The sequence below is a fragment of the Lysobacter sp. GCM10012299 genome, from assembly GCF_042649405.1.
In the GTDB taxonomy this organism is placed as follows: Bacteria; Pseudomonadota; Gammaproteobacteria; order Xanthomonadales; family Xanthomonadaceae; genus Lysobacter_J.
This window is the reverse complement of sequence record NZ_JBHRZC010000001.1, coordinates 418636-434822: the sequence shown is the minus strand read 5'-3', so window position 1 is coordinate 434822 and position 16187 is coordinate 418636. Positions and strand designations below refer to the sequence as shown.

The 16187-nt window shown below is 63.6% G+C and carries 26 protein-coding genes; all 26 read right to left on the bottom strand.

What is annotated here, in order from left to right; translation table 11 throughout:
- Positions 1–172: 172 nt before the first annotated feature.
- The 26 genes from secY to rpsL all read right to left on the bottom strand — a co-directional run bounded on the left by secY (position 173) and on the right by rpsL (position 15881).
- Positions 173–1537 carry a preprotein translocase subunit SecY gene (secY, locus tag ACFOPO_RS02210; protein ID WP_386700405.1) on the bottom strand — a complete coding sequence of 455 codons (1365 nt, stop codon included), beginning with the start codon at positions 1535–1537 and terminating at the stop codon, positions 173–175.
- Between the two features lie 7 nt (positions 1538–1544).
- Entirely contained in the window at positions 1545–1988 is a 444-nt protein-coding gene (gene rplO / locus ACFOPO_RS02205) for a 50S ribosomal protein L15 (RefSeq protein WP_386701245.1), read from the bottom strand.
- The gene (gene rpmD / locus ACFOPO_RS02200) at positions 1988–2188 is read right to left on the bottom strand and encodes a 50S ribosomal protein L30 (protein ID WP_386700403.1); all 201 of its coding nucleotides are present in this window, start codon (positions 2186–2188) and stop codon (positions 1988–1990) included. Before rpmD ends, rplO begins: the two co-directional genes overlap by 1 nt.
- Entirely contained in the window at positions 2181–2723 is a 543-nt protein-coding gene (gene rpsE, locus ACFOPO_RS02195; RefSeq protein WP_137835399.1) for a 30S ribosomal protein S5, read from the bottom strand. Before rpsE ends, rpmD begins: the two co-directional genes overlap by 8 nt.
- 158 nt (positions 2724–2881) lie before the next feature.
- Positions 2882–3241, bottom strand: a complete 360-nt coding sequence (gene rplR, locus ACFOPO_RS02190) for a 50S ribosomal protein L18 (protein WP_200608413.1) — start codon at positions 3239–3241, stop codon at positions 2882–2884.
- Between the two features lie 23 nt (positions 3242–3264).
- Positions 3265–3792 carry a 50S ribosomal protein L6 gene (rplF, locus tag ACFOPO_RS02185; protein WP_386700401.1) on the bottom strand — a complete coding sequence of 176 codons (528 nt, stop codon included), beginning with the start codon at positions 3790–3792 and terminating at the stop codon, positions 3265–3267.
- Positions 3793–3805: 13 nt separating this feature from the next.
- Complete coding sequence (rpsH, locus tag ACFOPO_RS02180; RefSeq protein ID WP_386700399.1) at positions 3806–4204, bottom strand: 30S ribosomal protein S8; 399 nt, start codon at positions 4202–4204, stop codon at positions 3806–3808.
- Between the two features lie 182 nt (positions 4205–4386).
- On the bottom strand, positions 4387–4692 hold the full coding sequence (gene rpsN, locus ACFOPO_RS02175) for a 30S ribosomal protein S14 (protein WP_241918680.1): 306 nt from the start codon (positions 4690–4692) through the stop codon (positions 4387–4389).
- An 18-nt stretch (positions 4693–4710) separates the two neighbouring features.
- Positions 4711–5253, bottom strand: a complete 543-nt coding sequence (gene rplE / locus ACFOPO_RS02170; protein WP_200606500.1) for a 50S ribosomal protein L5 — start codon at positions 5251–5253, stop codon at positions 4711–4713.
- An 11-nt stretch (positions 5254–5264) separates the two neighbouring features.
- Positions 5265–5579, bottom strand: coding sequence for a 50S ribosomal protein L24 (rplX, locus tag ACFOPO_RS02165; protein ID WP_158733586.1), 315 nt, complete (start codon positions 5577–5579; stop codon positions 5265–5267).
- Positions 5580–5593: 14 nt separating this feature from the next.
- On the bottom strand, positions 5594–5962 hold the full coding sequence (rplN, locus tag ACFOPO_RS02160; RefSeq protein WP_056136003.1) for a 50S ribosomal protein L14: 369 nt from the start codon (positions 5960–5962) through the stop codon (positions 5594–5596).
- Between the two features lie 14 nt (positions 5963–5976).
- Positions 5977–6246, bottom strand: a complete 270-nt coding sequence (gene rpsQ / locus ACFOPO_RS02155; protein WP_158733587.1) for a 30S ribosomal protein S17 — start codon at positions 6244–6246, stop codon at positions 5977–5979.
- A 10-nt stretch (positions 6247–6256) separates the two neighbouring features.
- Positions 6257–6442, bottom strand: a complete 186-nt coding sequence (gene rpmC / locus ACFOPO_RS02150) for a 50S ribosomal protein L29 (RefSeq protein WP_057948548.1) — start codon at positions 6440–6442, stop codon at positions 6257–6259.
- The gene (rplP, locus tag ACFOPO_RS02145) at positions 6442–6855 is read right to left on the bottom strand and encodes a 50S ribosomal protein L16 (RefSeq protein WP_386700394.1); all 414 of its coding nucleotides are present in this window, start codon (positions 6853–6855) and stop codon (positions 6442–6444) included. Before rplP ends, rpmC begins: the two co-directional genes overlap by 1 nt.
- Positions 6856–6861: 6 nt before the next feature.
- Positions 6862–7605 carry a 30S ribosomal protein S3 gene (rpsC, locus tag ACFOPO_RS02140; RefSeq protein ID WP_200606501.1) on the bottom strand — a complete coding sequence of 248 codons (744 nt, stop codon included), beginning with the start codon at positions 7603–7605 and terminating at the stop codon, positions 6862–6864.
- Between the two features lie 14 nt (positions 7606–7619).
- The gene (gene rplV / locus ACFOPO_RS02135; protein ID WP_158733590.1) at positions 7620–7955 is read right to left on the bottom strand and encodes a 50S ribosomal protein L22; all 336 of its coding nucleotides are present in this window, start codon (positions 7953–7955) and stop codon (positions 7620–7622) included.
- Between the two features lie 10 nt (positions 7956–7965).
- The gene (gene rpsS / locus ACFOPO_RS02130) at positions 7966–8235 is read right to left on the bottom strand and encodes a 30S ribosomal protein S19 (RefSeq protein ID WP_200606502.1); all 270 of its coding nucleotides are present in this window, start codon (positions 8233–8235) and stop codon (positions 7966–7968) included.
- Positions 8236–8241: 6 nt separating this feature from the next.
- The gene (gene rplB, locus ACFOPO_RS02125) at positions 8242–9069 is read right to left on the bottom strand and encodes a 50S ribosomal protein L2 (RefSeq protein ID WP_200606503.1); all 828 of its coding nucleotides are present in this window, start codon (positions 9067–9069) and stop codon (positions 8242–8244) included.
- Positions 9070–9079: 10 nt separating this feature from the next.
- Positions 9080–9376: a 50S ribosomal protein L23 gene (rplW, locus tag ACFOPO_RS02120; RefSeq protein ID WP_158733593.1), complete on the bottom strand. Its 297-nt coding sequence runs from the start codon at positions 9374–9376 to the stop codon at positions 9080–9082.
- Complete coding sequence (gene rplD / locus ACFOPO_RS02115; protein WP_386700390.1) at positions 9373–9978, bottom strand: 50S ribosomal protein L4; 606 nt, start codon at positions 9976–9978, stop codon at positions 9373–9375. Before rplD ends, rplW begins: the two co-directional genes overlap by 4 nt.
- Before the next feature lie 12 nt (positions 9979–9990).
- Positions 9991–10644: a 50S ribosomal protein L3 gene (gene rplC, locus ACFOPO_RS02110; protein ID WP_200606506.1), complete on the bottom strand. Its 654-nt coding sequence runs from the start codon at positions 10642–10644 to the stop codon at positions 9991–9993.
- Between the two features lie 10 nt (positions 10645–10654).
- Positions 10655–10966 carry a 30S ribosomal protein S10 gene (gene rpsJ / locus ACFOPO_RS02105; protein WP_014161383.1) on the bottom strand — a complete coding sequence of 104 codons (312 nt, stop codon included), beginning with the start codon at positions 10964–10966 and terminating at the stop codon, positions 10655–10657.
- 479 nt (positions 10967–11445) lie between these two features.
- Positions 11446–12636: an elongation factor Tu gene (tuf, locus tag ACFOPO_RS02100; RefSeq protein ID WP_200606508.1), complete on the bottom strand. Its 1191-nt coding sequence runs from the start codon at positions 12634–12636 to the stop codon at positions 11446–11448.
- 78 nt (positions 12637–12714) lie between these two features.
- Entirely contained in the window at positions 12715–14835 is a 2121-nt protein-coding gene (gene fusA, locus ACFOPO_RS02095) for an elongation factor G (RefSeq protein ID WP_386700387.1), read from the bottom strand.
- Between the two features lie 150 nt (positions 14836–14985).
- Positions 14986–15453 carry a 30S ribosomal protein S7 gene (gene rpsG / locus ACFOPO_RS02090; protein WP_200606512.1) on the bottom strand — a complete coding sequence of 156 codons (468 nt, stop codon included), beginning with the start codon at positions 15451–15453 and terminating at the stop codon, positions 14986–14988.
- A gap of 53 nt (positions 15454–15506) precedes the next feature.
- Positions 15507–15881 (bottom strand): 30S ribosomal protein S12, encoded by a 375-nt coding sequence (gene rpsL, locus ACFOPO_RS02085; protein ID WP_036115437.1) that lies wholly within the window; start codon positions 15879–15881, stop codon positions 15507–15509.
- Between the last annotated feature and the right edge of the window lie 306 nt (positions 15882–16187).

Genomic DNA, 16187 nt, shown 5'->3' with positions numbered 1-16187 from the left:
TATACTAAGGTCTCGGGTTAATAGGAAGCCCTACCGCGCCCGAAGGCGCAGCAAAGCCCGGCATGGGGAGTGTGCCCATGCTCCGGCGACGAATCTGGACTGGATGGGACCAGGCGGTGAGCTGCCCTGCCCCACCCCCGCGCGCTACTCTGGCGCGCGGAACGGTCCGGATTCACCCGCGCGCGAGACCGCCGCGCGAGCCGCCCTTCAAGTTCGCCTTCTTCAGCAGGCTCTCGTACTGATGCGACATCAGATGAGCCTGGATCTGGGCGATGAAATCCATGACAACCACGACCACGATCAGCAGCGAGGTGCCGCCGAAGTAGAACGAGGTGCCCAGTTCGGTACGCATGACCTCCGGGAGGAGGCACACGAGGACCAGGTAGATCGCGCCGGCCGCCGTCAGGCGGGTCAGCACGCCGTCAATATAGTCGGCGGTCGACTTGCCGGGACGGATGCCCGGGATCAACGCACCCGACTTCTTGAGATTATCGGCCGTTTCCTGCGAGTTGAACACCAGCGCGGTGTAGAAGAACGCAAAACCGACGATCAGGCCCGCATACAGGATCATGTGCAGCGGCTCGCCCGGGTTCAGCCACTGGCTGACGCGGTGGAGCGTCGAACCGGTGTTGCCCTGGCTGAACCAGTTCGCCGCCGTCGCCGGGAACATCACGATGCTCGAGGCGAAGATGGCCGGGATCACGCCCGACATGTTCAGCTTCAGGGGCAGGAACGAGGACTGGTTCTGGTAGGCGCTGCGACCGCCGCTGCGGCGGGCGTAGTTGACCGTGATCCGGCGCTGGCCGCGCTCGACGAACACCACGAAGTAGGTGAAGCCGATGACGATGGCCACGACCGCGATCGCGACCAGGGCGCTCATGTCGCCGTTGCGGATCTGCTCGAACATGCCGATGACGGCGGCGGGCAGGCCCGCGACGATGCCCGAGAAGATGATCAGCGAGACGCCGTTGCCGATACCCCGCTCCGTGACCTGCTCACCCAGCCACATCAGGAACATGGTGCCGGCGGTCAACGCGATCACCGCGGTCAGGATGAAGCCCGGACCCGGGTTGTAGACCACCGCGATGCCCTGGCTGGCGCCGCCGGCCTGCAAGGCCGTGGCGATACCCCAGGCCTGGAACACGGCCAGCGGGATCGCACCCATGCGCGACCACTGGTTGATCTTGCGACGGCCCGACTCGCCTTCCTTCTGGATGGCCTTCAGGCTGGGCACGATCTGCACCAGCAGCTGCACGATGATCGATGCCGAAATGTACGGCATGACATTGAGCGCGAACAGGCTGAAGCGATGCAGGGCACCACCGGAGAACATGTTGAACATGTCCACGATCGTGCCCTTCTGGGTCTCCATCAACTGGAGCATCGCCTCCGGATTGACGCCCGGCACCGGGATGTAGCAACCGATGCGGTAGACAATCAGGGCACCGACGACGAACAGCAGGCGCTGACGGAGCTCGGTGAACTTCCCGAGCCCGCCACCGATACCGGCAACTGCATTGCTACCGCTGCGCGCCATCTAGTCCTTACTCCCCGACCTTGCCGCCGACCGCTTCGATAGCGGCCTTGGCGCCGGCCGTAGCGGCCACGCCCTTGAGTACGAACTTCTTGGTGATCTCGCCCTTGTTGACGATCTTGGCCTGCTTGGCGGTGCTGGGCACCAGCTTGGCGGCCTTGAGCGCTGCGAAGTCGATCTCGCCGGCTTCCAGCTTGTCCAGCTGGTACAGCATCACTTCGGCGGTGTCCTTGAGCAGCTTCGAACGGAAGCCGATCTTGGGCAGGCGGCGCTGCATGGGCATCTGGCCGCCTTCGAAGCCAGCCTTGATCTTGCCCTTGCCGGAGCGTGCGAACGAGCCCTTGTGGCCGCGGCCGCAGGTCTTGCCCAGGCCCGAACCGATACCACGGCCGACGCGGGTGCGCTCCTGGCGGGCGCCTTCAGCGGGTTGCAGAGTGTTGAGACGCATGTCGATTACTCCTCGACCTTGACGAGGTAGTGCAGCTGATTGATCAGACCGCGAACCTGCGGGCTGTCCTTCAGTACACGCACATCGTTGAGCTTGTTCAGGCCCAGCGCACGCACCGACAGGCGGTGACGCGACTGGGTACCACGCAGACCCTTGACCAGGCGCACCGTGACGGTGCCGCCGGTGGTGGCTTCACTCTTAGCCATGGTTCAGTTCCTCCACCTTCTTGCCACGCTTGGCGGCAATCTTCGCCGGCGAGTGCATGTCGCCCAGGCCCTTGAGGGTGGCGCGAACGAGGTTGATGGGGTTACGCGAACCGACGGCCTTGGCCAGCACGTTCTTCACGCCCACCGCTTCCAGGACAGCGCGCATCGCGCCGCCGGCGATCACGCCGGTACCTTCGGAAGCCGGCTGCATGAACACGCGGGCTGCGCCGTGGCCGGCCTTGACCGAGTGCCACAGGGTGCCGTTGTTCAGGTCGACGTTGCTCATGCTCTTGCGGGCATATTCCATCGACTTCTGGATGGCGACCGGCACTTCGCGTGCCTTGCCGTAACCGAAACCGACCTTGCCGTTGCCGTCGCCCACCACCGTCAGTGCGGTGAAGGTGAACTGGCGACCGCCCTTGACGGTCTTGCTGACGCGGTTGACCGCGATCAGCTTCTCGATCATGCCATCGTCGATTTCTTCGCGGTTGCGGTCGCGATCACGACCCCGCGGTGCACGTTGTTCTTCTGCCATTTCGAATACTCGTTAGTTGAAGGATTTGCGGCGTGGCCGCTTATGGTTGTGATTTACAGCGGGTGTTTCGCCAGCCCGGAAACCCGAAGCCGCGCCCGACACAGACCCGTGTCGGCGGGGAAAGTTCTGGGTGGGGCCGAAGCCCCACCCATTCAAGCTTAGAACTGCAGGCCGCCTTCGCGAGCTGCATCGGCCAACGCCTTGATGCGGCCGTGGTAGCGGTAGCCCGAGCGGTCGAATGCGACCTTCTCGATACCGGCAGCCTTGGCCTTCTCGGCGATCGCGCGACCGACCTTGATGGCGGCGTCGGAGTTCTTGCCGTTCTTCAGGCCTTCCTTGACGTCGGCCTGGACGGTCGAAGCCGAAGCCAGGACCTTGGAGCCGTCGGCGGTGAAGACCTGGGCGTACAGGTGCTGACCGGTGCGCAGCACCGTCAGGCGCGGCACGCCGAGCTCGCGGATGTGCGAACGGGTGGACTTGGCGCGGCGCAGGCGAGCAATGTTCTTGTTCATTTCTATGTCTCCGAAAGCTGAAGGACCGATTAGGCCTTCTTGGCTTCCTTGCGGATGATGACTTCGCCGGCGTACTTGACGCCCTTGCCCTTGTACGGCTCCGGCGGACGGAAGCCGCGGATCTTGGCCGCAACTTCACCGACGCGCTGCTTGTCCGCGCCCTGGACCACGATCTCGGTCTGGGTCGGGGTGGCGATGGTGATGCCTTCCGGCGCCGGGAACAGGACCGGGTGCGAGAAACCGAGCGCCAGGCTCAGGTCCTTGCCCTGCATGGTGGCACGGTAGCCGACGCCGACCAGCTCGAGCTTGCGCTCGAAGCCTTCCGACACGCCCTTCACCAGGTTGGCGAGGATGGCGCGCAGGGTGCCGGTCAGCGGGATCAGCGCAGCGTCTTCGGTCGAGAACACGGCGTGGCCGTCTTCAACCTTGACCGTGATGGCGGCGGGCTTGGCGACCGACAGGGTGCCCTTCGGGCCCTTGGCGCTGATCGACTCAGCCTGGATGTTCAGCTCGACGCCCTTCGGGAGGGCAACCGGCTTCTTGGCAACTCGGGACATGTCTATTCCTCCCTTAGGCCACGAAGCACAGGACTTCACCGCCGACGCCCTGCTGGCGCGCCTGCGCATCGGTCATGATGCCCTTCGAGGTGGAGATGATGGCGATGCCGAGGCCGCCCAGGACCTTCGGCAGCTCCGACTTGCCGCGGTACTGGCGCAGGCCCGAACGGGAGAAGCGCTCAAGGCGCTCGATCACCGGCTTGCCCTCGTAGTACTTCAGCGAGATTTCGAGTTCGGACTTGCCAGCGCTGACCGGGGTCACGCGCGAGTCCAGGATGTAACCCTCGTCCTTGAGCACCTTGGCGATGGCCACCTTGATGTTGGACGACGGCATCTTCACCGTCTGCTTGCGAACAGCGGCCGCATTCTTGATGCGGACCAGCATGTCGGCGATGGGATCAGTCATGCTCATGATTAATTACCTATGAGTAGCACCGATATCCGCGGGATTGCGAATTCAGTTGTATGCCCGTGAGGGCGGCAAAACAGATCGAATCGGGAGAATCCCCCAAACGACCGGCACCCCGCCCTTCCGGCCGGAGTGCCTTGGAACGAGCGAGCCGGCAAGTCTAGCAGACTTGCCGGCGCGTTTTGTTACCAGCTGGCCTTGCGCAGACCCGGAACGTCGCCGTTCATGGTCGCCTTGCGCAGCATGTTGCGGCCGAGGCCGAACTTGCGGTAGACGCCACGCGGACGGCCCGAGAGCGCGCAACGGGTGCGCTGGCGGCTCGGCGAGGAGTCACGCGGCAGCTTCTGCAGCTTGACCACTGCATCCATCTTGTCCTCGTACGAGGCCGTCTGGCTGGAGATGATCTTCTTCAGTGCTTCGCGCTTGCTGCCGTGCTGCTTGGCAAGCTTGGCCCGCTTGATCTCGCGGTTGACCATGGAGGTCTTAGCCATTGTGTCAGTCCTATGGGATCAGTTACGGAACGGGAAGCGGAAGGCTTCCAGCAGTGCCTTGGCTTCGGCGTCGGTCTTCGCGGTCGTGGTGATCGCGATGTCCATGCCGCGCAGGGCGTCGACCTGGTCGAAGTCGATTTCCGGGAAGATGATCTGTTCCTTCACGCCCATGTTGTAGTTGCCACGGCCGTCGAACGAACGACCCGACACGCCGCGGAAGTCACGCACGCGGGGCAGCGAGATGTTGATCAGGCGGTCCAGGAACTCGAACATCTGGGCGCGGCGCAGGGTCACCTTGCAACCGATCGGCCAACCGTCGCGGATCTTGAACGAAGCCACCGACACGCGGGACTTGGTCACGATCGGCTTCTGGCCAGCGATCTTGGTCAGGTCGGCAACGGCGTTTTCCAGGATCTTCTTGTTGGTCGCGGCTTCGCCGACGCCCATGTTGATCGTGATCTTGGAAAGGCGCGGCACTTCCATCGGGTTCTTGTAACCGAACTTCTTGGTCAGCGACGGGACGACTTCGTCCTTGTAGAACTTTTCAAGCCGGGTGGTCATATCAGCATTCCTTAGGCGTCAACCGCCTCACCGCTGGAGCGGAACACACGCAGTTTGCGTCCATCCTCCAGCACCTTGAAACCGATGCGCTCGCCCTTGCCGGTGGCAGGGTTGAAAAGCATCACGTTGGAAATGTGGATCGGCGCTTCGCGCTCGACCACGCCGCCAGGCTGTCCAGCCTGCGGGTTCGGCTTGGTGTGGCGCTTGACGATGTTGATGTTCGACACGACGACCTTCTCGCCGAGTACGCGCACAACGTCGCCCTTCTTGCCCTTGTCCTTGCCGGCGGTGACGATCACCTGATCGCCCTTGCGGATACGGTTCATATAAATTCCTCCGCTCAGAGCACTTCAGGAGCGAGCGAGACGATCTTCATGAACTTCTCGGTACGCAGCTCGCGGGTCACAGGCCCGAAGATGCGGGTACCGATCGGTTCCTGCTTGTTGTTCAGGAGCACGGCGGCATTGCCGTCGAAGCGGATCAGCGAACCGTCCGGGCGACGAACGCCCTTGCGGGTGCGGACCACGACGGCGTCATAGACGTCGCCCTTCTTGACCTTGCCACGCGGGATCGCGTCCTTCACGGTGACCTTGATGATGTCGCCGATGCCGGCGTAACGGCGCTTGGAGCCGCCGAGCACCTTAATGCACATCACTTCCTTGGCACCGGAATTGTCGGCGACGTCGAGGTAGCTTTGCATCTGGATCATGGTTCAGCCTCCTCTTATTCGGCCGCGCGGCTGACGATTTCAACCACGCTCCAGTTCTTGGTCTTGGACATCGGAGCAATCTCCTTCACTCGCACGATATCGCCTTCCTTGCAGGCGTTATCGGCGTCATGGGCGTGGAGCTTGGTCGAGCGACGGATGTACTTGCCGTACAGCGCGTGCTTGACCTGGCGCTCGACGAGCACGGTGACGGTCTTGTCCATCTTGTTGCTGACGACCCGGCCTTCAACCGTGCGCAGCGCCTTGTCTGTATTGTTGTCGGTCATTGCAGGGTCCTTACTTCTTCTCGCCGAGCAGCATGTTGACGCGAGCGATCTCGCGGCGCACACGGCGTGCATCGTGGGTCTTGGCGAGCTGGCCAGTGGCCTTCTGCATGCGGAGGGCGAAGCCCTCCTTGTGCAGCTCGACCAGGTGGGCCTTCAGTTCGTCGGCCGACTTCTCGCGAAGTTGCTTGAGTTCCATTAGCGCACCGTCCGGGTAACGAAAGTGGTGGTCACCGAGAGCTTGGCGGCGGCCAGACGGAACGCTTCACGCGCAATGTCCTCGGCAACACCTTCGATCTCGTAAATCATGCGACCAGGCTGGATCTGTGCGACCCAGTACTCGACGTTGCCCTTACCGGAGCCCATTCGGACTTCGATCGGCTTCTTGGTGATCGGCTTGTCGGGGAACACGCGGATCCACATCTTGCCGCCACGCTTGACGTAACGGCTGATGGAACGACGTGCTGCCTCGATCTGGCGCGCGGTCAGCTGACCGTGCGCCGTTGCCTTAAGGCCGTATTCGCCGAAGCTGACGGCATTGCCGTTCCAGCTCAGGCCCTCATTGCGGCCCTTGTGTACCTTGCGGTACTTGGTTCGCTTGGGTTGCAACATGGCGGATTACCTCTGTTCGCGGGCCGAACGGCCCGGACGGTCGCTGCGATCACCGCGGTCACCACGGTCACCGCGATCGCTGCGCGGCGAGTCGTCCTGCTTTTCCTGGCCGACCTGGGAGAAATCGAAGATCTCGCCCTTGTAGACCCATACCTTGATGCCGATGATGCCGTACGTCGTCTTGGCTTCAGCGAAGCCATAGTCGATGTCGGCACGCAGCGTGTGAAGCGGAACGCGACCTTCGCGGTACCACTCCGAACGCGCGATCTCGGCGCCATTCAGACGGCCGGCGACGTTGACCTTGATGCCGAGGGCACCCAGGCGCATCGCGTTGCCGACAGCGCGCTTCATCGCGCGACGGAACATGATGCGGCGCTCCAGCTGCTGGGCGATCGACTCGGCGACCAGCTGCGCGTCGAGTTCCGGCTTGCGGACCTCGGTCACGTTGATGTGCGCCGGAACGCCCATCACCGTGCTCACTTCCTTGCGCAGCTTCTCGATGTCCTCACCACGCTTGCCGATCACCACGCCCGGACGGGCGGTGTGGATCGTCACGCGGGCGTTATTCGCCGGACGCTCGATGAAGATCTTGGAGATGCCGGCCTGGGCCAGCTTCTTGCGCAGCAGGTCGCGGACCTTCAGGTCCGCCGCCAGGAACTCGGCGTACTGCTTCTTGTTGGCAAACCACTTGGAATTCCAATCCTTGGAGATGCCAAGGCGGATGCCAGTCGGATGTACTTTATGACCCATTGTCTGACTCCGCCTTACTTGCCCGCGCCAACAACCACAGTGATGTGGCTGGTGCGCTTGAGGATGCGGGTGCCGCGGCCCTTTGCACGCGCCATGAAGCGCTTCAGTGCGGGACCTTCGTCAACCATGATGGTCTTGACCTTGAGCTCGTCGATGTCGGCGCCCTGGTTGTTCTCGGCATTGGCGATGGCGGACTCGACGACCTTGCGGATCATCTGGGCAGCCTTCTTGTCCGAGAACTTCAGCAGGTTGATGGCGCGCTCGGCCGAGAGACCACGAACCTGGTCAGCGACCAGACGGGCCTTCTGCGGGGAGATGCGCGCGGTGCGCAGGATGGCTTTCGCTTCCATGGTCATCTCCTTACTTGCCCGACTTCTTGTCGCCGCCGTGACCCTTGAAGGTACGGGTCAGGGCGAACTCGCCAAGCTTGTGGCCAACCATGTTCTCGTTGACGAGCACCGGAATATGGTTCTTGCCGTTGTGCACGGCGATGGTGAAACCCACCATCTCCGGCAGGATCATCGAACGACGCGACCAGGTCTTGATCGGCTTCTTGTTGTTACCCGCGGTCTCGACCTTCTTGATCAGATGGTGGTCGACGAACGGGCCTTTCTTCAGTGAACGTGCCATGGCCGATTAGCTCCTGCGATCGCGCACGATGAACTGCTGGGTGCGCTTGTTCTTGCGGGTCTTGTAACCCTTGGTCGGAACACCCCACGGGGTGACCGGGTGCGGGTTGCCCTGACCAGCCTTGGCCTCACCACCGCCGTGCGGATGGTCGACCGGGTTCATGGCCGCACCGCGAACGGTCGGACGGACGCCGCGCCAGCGCTTGGCGCCAGCCTTGCCCAGCTTCTCGAGGTTGTGCTCGTCGTTGCCGACTTCGCCGATGGTGGCGCGGCACTCGGCCGGCACCTTGCGCATTTCGCCGGAGCGAAGACGCAGCGTGGCGTAGCCCTGCTCGCGGGCGATCAGCTGCACGCCAGCGCCTGCGGCGCGGGCCAGCTGGGCGCCCTTGCCCGGCTTCATCTCGATGCAATGCACGGTGGAACCGACCGGGATGTTGGTCAGCGGCAGCGTGTTGCCGACCTTGATCGGGGCGTCACGGCCCGCGATCACCTGGTCACCGTCCTTCAGGCCCTTGGGGGCGATGATGTAACGGCGCTCACCGTCGACGTAGCACAGCAGCGCGATGTGAGCGGTGCGGTTCGGGTCGTATTCGATGCGCTCGACGCGCGCCGGAATGCCTTCCTTGTCGCGCTTGAAGTCGATGATGCGGTAATGCTGCTTGTGACCACCGCCGACGTGGCGGGTGGTGATCCGGCCGTGGTGGTTACGACCGCCGGTCTTGCCCTGCTTCTCGACGAGCGCCGCGTGCGGCGCGCCCTTGTGCAGGCCCGGGGTCACCACGCGAACCGCGCTGCGGCGGCCGGGGGAGGTGGGCTTGAAAGTCATCAATGCCATGGGTCTTTCCTCAGGCCTTGGCCATCACGTCGATCGACTGGCCTTCGGCCAGCGTCACGTACGCCTTGCGCCAGTCGCCGCGGCTGCCACTGCGGAACTTGAAGGACTTGTTCTTGCCCTTCACGTTGACCACGTTGACTGCCTCGACCTTGACTTCGAACAGCTTTTCCACGGCGACCTTGATGTCGGCCTTGGTAGCGTCCGTCGCGACTTCGAAGACGTATTGGTTGGAAACTTCCTGCAGACGTGCGGTCTTTTCGGACACGCGCGGCGCACGGATGATGTTGTAGAGCTTGGCCTCGTTCATGCCAGCCACTCCTCGATCTTCTTGACGGCGTCGGCGGTGACCACGACCGAATCGGCGCCGACGAGGCTGACCGGATCCAGGCCCTGGACGTCACGCACTTCGACGTACGGGAGGTTGCGGGCCGAGAGGTACAGGTTCTCGGAAGCATCCTCGGTGACGATCAGCGGACGCTTGCCGACTTCCAGGCCCTTGAGCTTGGCGATCAGGCCCTGCGTCTTCGGAGCGTCGAGGTCGAACGACTCGACGACCATGATGCGGCCCTGGCGGTTCAGCTCGGACAGGATCGCGGCCATCGCGGCGCGGTACATCTTGCGGTTGACCTTCTGCGCGAAGCTGCGCGGCTTGGCCGCGAAGGTCACGCCGCCGCCGACGAAGATCGGAGCCGTCAGCGCGCCATGACGCGCACCGCCGCCCTTCTGCTTCTTCGACTTCTTGGTGGTGCCGTTGACTTCCGAACGGGTCTTCTGCGCCTTGGTACCGGCACGACCGGCATTGCGGTAGGCAACGACCACCTGGTGGACCAGGTCTTCGCTGAATTCGCGGCCGAAGATCGCGTCGGAGACCGACAGCGTCTTGGTGCTGTTATTGATGGCGAGTTCCATCGTCATCTCTCCTTATGCCTTGCTCGAGGGACGCACGATGACGTCGCCGCCCGGCGCGCCCGGCACCGCACCCTTGATCGCGATCAGGCCACGCTCTGCGTCGACCTTGACCACTTCCAGGCGCTGCGTGCTCTGGGTAACCGCGCCCATGTGGCCGGCCATCTTCTTGCCCGGGAACACACGGCCCGGCGTCTGGCGCTGGCCGATGGAGCCCGGCGAGCGGTGCGACAGCGAGTTACCGTGCGTCGCGTCGCCCATGGTGAAGTTCCAGCGCTTGATCGTGCCCTGGAAGCCCTTGCCCTTGGTGACGCCCTGGACGTCGACCAGCTGGCCGGCTTCGAAGATGTCGGCCTTGATCTCGCCGCCGATTTCGAAACCGTTGATCTGGTCGTCTTCAACACGCAGTTCCCACAGGCCACGACCGGCTTCAACCTTCGCCTTGGCGAGGTGACCGGCTTCGGGCTTGTTGATGAGCGCAGCGCGGCGCACACCGACAGTCACCTGCACGGCGCTGTAGCCGTCGGTTTCCTGGGTCTTGATCTGGGTGATCCGGTTCGGGGTGGCCTCGATGAGGGTCACGGGAACCGACTTGCCGTCTTCAGTGAAGAAGCGGCTCATGCCGGCCTTGCGACCGACGATGCCCAACGAATATTTCTTCGCGGTCATGGTGGTGGCCTCAGGTCAGCTTGATCTGCACGTCAACGCCAGCCGCGAGCTCGAGCTTCATCAGCGCGTCCACGGTCTTGTCGTTGGGGTCAACGATGTCCAGCACGCGCTTGTGCGTGCGGGTCTCGTACTGGTCACGCGCATCCTTGTCGGCATGCGGCGAAACGAGGATGGTGTAGCGCTCGATCTTGGTCGGCAGCGGGATCGGGCCGCGCACTTGCGCGCCGGTCCGCTTGGCCGTTTCGACGATCTCGCTGGCCGAGCGGTCGATCAGGCGATGATCGTACGCTTTGAGCCGGATTCGGATCTTTTGGTCCGCCATGACGGAATTCCTTACGTTAAAAGAGCGACGGGCCGGCTTCTGGGTGTGCCGAACCCCTGGAATACGCAAACACCCCGGAGCTGCACCCTCGCTCCGGAGCTTCCCTGCCTCAAAAAACAAGGCAGACCGGTTTCCCGATCCGCCCAGACGGTGGAGTAGAACGCACGAAGCGCCCCGTTTAGCGTTCCTTGGAAGCCCGAGGGCCCAGAACGTACGGAGCGTTGCCGTGCGACATGTCCATGTCTGGCGAATACGAGGCGCGTCCTGCACCTCATTTCGCTGGTTGCGGGGCCTTCTTGAAGGAAGGTCCGCAGTGGTCGTGCATTCTAACCGGATATCCACAGGCTGTGCAAGCACGAACCGGGACACCGGGAAAAGGGGGCATCAGCCCCCCTCTCCCATCAAGCCTGGACCCCGGCTTCCGCCGGGGTGACGAGCTGACAAAACCGGGCGCGCTTGCGCGCGCCCGGGTCAATTCGTTACTTGATGATCTTCGCCACGACGCCGGCGCCGACGGTGCGGCCGCCTTCGCGGATTGCGAAGCGCAGGCCTTCGTCCATCGCGACCGGGTTGATCAGCGAGACGACCATCTTGATGTTGTCGCCCGGCATGACCATCTCGACGCCTTCCGGCAGGGTCACTGCGCCGGTGATGTCGGTCGTGCGGAAGTAGAACTGCGGACGGTAGCCCTTGAAGAACGGGGTGTGACGGCCGCCCTCGTCCTTCGACAGCACGTACACCTCGGCTTCGAACTCGGTGTGCGGGGTGATCGAACCCGGCTTGCACAGCACCTGGCCGCGCTCGACGTCGTCACGCTTGGTGCCGCGCAGCAGCAGACCGGCGTTGTCGCCTGCCTGGCCCTGGTCGAGCAGCTTGCGGAACATCTCGACGCCGGTGACGGTCGTCTTCTGGGTCGGACGGATACCGACGATTTCGATTTCGTCGCCGACCTTGATGATGCCGCGCTCGATACGGCCGGTCACCACGGTGCCGCGGCCCGAGATCGAGAACACGTCTTCCACCGGCATCAGGAACGCCTTGTCGACGTCACGCTGCGGTTCCGGGATGAAGGTGTCCAGCGCGTCGACCAGCTTCAGGATCGCCGGCACGCCGATCTCCGACTGGTCGCCTTCCAGCGCCAGGCGGGCCGAACCGTGGATGATCGGGGTGTCGTCGCCCGGGAAGTCGTACTTCGACAGCAGCTCACGGACTTCCATCTCGACCAGCTCGAGCAGCTCGGCGTCGTCGACCATGTCGGCCTTGTTCAGGAACACGACGATGTACGGCACGCCGACCTGGCGCGACAGCAGGATGTGCTCGCGCGTCTGCGGCATCGGGCCGTCAGCGGCCGAGCACACCAGGATCGCGCCGTCCATCTGCGCCGCACCCGTGATCATGTTCTTCACGTAGTCGGCGTGGCCCGGGCAGTCCACGTGTGCGTAGTGGCGGTTCGGGCTCTCGTACTCGACGTGTGCGGTCGAGATCGTGATGCCGCGAGCCTTCTCTTCCGGCGCCGCGTCGATCGCGTCGTACGCCTTGAACTCGCCACCGAAACGCTCCGCGCCCACCTTCGTCAGTGCCGCCGTCAGCGTCGTCTTGCCGTGGTCGACGTGACCGATCGTGCCCACGTTCACGTGCGGCTTGGTGCGCTCAAACTTACCCTTGGCCATGATTGTCTCTCTTTAAAGTTTATTGCTTGTTCTGTGGTAACGAGGCGCCGGCGAGGGCCGGCGCCACGGGGACTTCAATTAACCGCCCTTCTTCATCACCGCATCGGCGATGTTGTTCGGGGCTTCGGCGTAATGGTCGAATTCCATCGTGAACGTCGCGCGACCCTGGGTCAGCGAACGGATCGTGGTGGCGTAACCGAACATTTCACCCAGCGGCACCATCGCGTTGATGGTCTTGCCCGACGGCGTGTCGTCCTGGCCCTGGAGCAGGCCGCGACGACGGCTCAGGTCGCCCATCACGTCGCCGACATACTCTTCCGGCGTCACGACTTCGACCTTCATCATCGGCTCGAGCAGGACCGGATCGGCCTTGCGGAAGCCTTCCTTGAACGCCATCGACGAGGCGAGCTTGAACGCCATTTCCGACGAGTCGACGTCGTGGTAGGAACCGAACACGAGCTTGACCTTCACGCCCACGACCGGGAAGCCGGCCAGCGGACCGCTGGTGATCGTCTCGCGCAGGCCCTTCTCGACCGCCGGGATGAACTCCTTCGGAATCACGCCGCCGGTGATGTCGTTGACGAACAGGAAATCGTTCTCGACATCCTCGTTGGCGCGGTCGGCTTCGTTCATCGGCGACAGCTCGATGACGACGTGGCCGTACTGGCCCTTACCGCCCGACTGCTTGGCGTGCTTGTAGTCCGACTTGACGTCCGACTTGCGGATGGTCTCGCGGTACGCCACCTGCGGCTTGCCGACGTTGGCCTCGACATTGAACTCGCGACGCATGCGGTCGACGATGATGTCCAGGTGCAACTCGCCCATGCCGGCGATGATGGTCTGGCCCGACTCTTCGTCCGTGCGAACGCGGAACGAGGGATCTTCCTGCGCCAGACGGCCCAGGGCCATGCCCATCTTTTCCTGGTCGGACTTGGTCTTGGGTTCGACCGCCATCGAGATGACGGGCTCCGGGAAGACCATGCGCTCGAGGGTGATGACGTGGTCCTGCGCGCACAGCGTGTCGCCGGTGGTCACGTCCTTCAGGCCCACGGCTGCGGCGATGTCGCCGGCGCGGACTTCCTTGATCTCGTCACGCTGGTTGGCGTGCATCTGCAGGATGCGGCCCACGCGCTCCTTCTTCGACTTGACCGGGTTGTACACCTGGTCGCCGGAGTTGAGCACGCCCGAGTAGACGCGGAAGAAGGTCAGCGATCCGACGAACGGGTCGGTCATGATCTTGAAGGCAAGCGCGGAGAACGGCTCGGTGTCGAGCGCCTTGCGGGTGTCTTCCTTCTCGTCTTCGTCGATGCCCTGGACCGGCGGACGGTCGGCCGGCGACGGCAGCAGGTTGATCACGCCGTCGAGCATGGCCTGCACGCCCTTGTTCTTGAAGGCCGAACCGCAGAAGACAGGCACGATCTCAACGCGCAGGGTGCGCTCGCGCAGACCGGCAACGATCTCCACTTCGCTCAGCTCGCCTTCGTTGAGATACTTGTCCATCAGCTCTTCGGACGCTTCGGCGGCGGCTTCGATCATGAAGCTGCGCGCGGCCTCGGCCTTGGCCTGCAGGTCTGCCGGGATCTCGCGGTACTCGAACACGGTGCCCTGCGAGGCGACATCCCAGTGGATGGCCTTCATCTTGAGCAGGTCGACCACGCCCTCGAAGCCGTCTTCGGCGCCGATCGGCACCTGCATCGGCACGGCGTAGGCGCCCAGGCGCGAACGCAGCTGCTCGACGACCTTGTCGAAGTTGGCGCCGGTACGGTCCATCTTGTTGACGAAGGCCATGCGCGGCACGGAGTACTTGTTGGCCTGGCGCCACACGGTCTCGGACTGCGGCTGCACGCCACCGACGGCGCACAGCACGAACACCGCACCGTCGAGCACGCGCAGCGAACGCTCGACTTCGATGGTGAAGTCGACGTGGCCAGGGGTGTCGATGATGTTGAAGCGGTGCTCAGGCAGGGACTTGTCCATGCCCTTCCAGAACGCGGTCGTAGCGGCCGACGTGATGGTGATGCCGCGCTCCTGCTCCTGTTCCATCCAGTCCATCGTCGCGGCACCTTCGTGCACTTCGCCGATCTTGTGGCTGACACCGGTGTAGAACAGGATGCGTTCGGACGTGGTGGTCTTGCCGGCATCGATGTGGGCCATGATGCCGAAGTTGCGGTAACGCTCGATGGGAGTGGTGCGAGCCACGGGACCCTCTCGTAAGTTTTCGAATTCCAGATGGCCGGACGCCGCCTCAAAGGCGGCCTCCGGTTCGCATGGCGGCTTTCTCGCCGCCGCGGCAGCACATGTCGTGCTGCTGAGTGGGACGACCCCCTATATGGGGGCGTCCGGCTCAGATCACCAGCGGTAGTGGGCGAACGCCTTGTTCGCTTCCGCCATGCGGTGGGTTTCTTCGCGCTTCTTGATGGCGCCGCCGCGGCTTTCCGAGGCGTCGATCAGTTCGGCAGCCAGCTTGCGCGGCATGGTGTTCTCGCCGCGCTTGCGCGCCGACTCGATCAGCCAGCGCATGGCCAGCGCCATGCGGCGCGAGGCACGGACTTCGACCGGCACCTGGTAGGTGGCACCGCCGACGCGACGCGACTTCACTTCGACCGCAGGCGAAACGTTGCCCAGTGCCTTCTCGACGAGCTCGAGGGCATTGGGGTTCTTCTCGCTGATGACATCCATCGCGCCGTAGACGATCTTCTCGGCGACCGACTTCTTGCCGCTCTGCATGACCATGTTGATGAAACGGGCGATCGTCTCGCTGCCGTGCTTGGGGTCCGGCAGGACCGAACGCTGAGGGGTGGAACCTTTACGCGACATGGTGCGTACCTATTCTCGTGATTCTTGTACGGAGACCGGAACGGTCGTCCGGCTTAGGACTTCGGACGCTTGGCGCCGTACTTGGAGCGGCTCTGGCGACGCTTGGCGACACCGGCGGCATCGAGCGAGCCACGCACGGTGTGGTAGCGCACGCCCGGCAGGTCCTTGACGCGACCGCCGCGGATCAGCACGACCGAGTGCTCCTGAAGGTTGTGGCCTTCGCCGCCGATGTACGAGATGACCTCGTAGCCGTTGGTCAGGCGCACCTTGGCGACCTTGCGCAGAGCCGAGTTCGGCTTCTTCGGGGTCGTGGTGTACACGCGGGTGCAAACGCCACGACGCTGCGGGCAGTTCGCGAGCGCCGGCGAGGCACTCTTGTAGGTGGTCGCCTGCCGCGGCTTGCGGACCAGCTGATTGATCGTCGCCATCTGGAACTCTTTGAAGAAGGCCTGGATTGGCCTTTCGTGGAAAAACGAACGGCACGCCGGGGCAACCCGGCATACCGAGACGAAAAAGTATAGCCCGCGTCAGACGTTTCCGTCAACGCGAGCTAAACCGTGTGTTCCGCCCGGGCCGCCGTAGGCAGCCTGCGAGGTCGGAACTTCACTGCGATCCCGCCCATCCTGGGCCGAACACGAGGCGCATCCTGCATCCTCATTTCGTGATCTGGACGGCCCCACGAGGGGGCTGTCGGTATTTCCGTAATTGTAACCGGAGTTGGCCGCCCAAGCCAA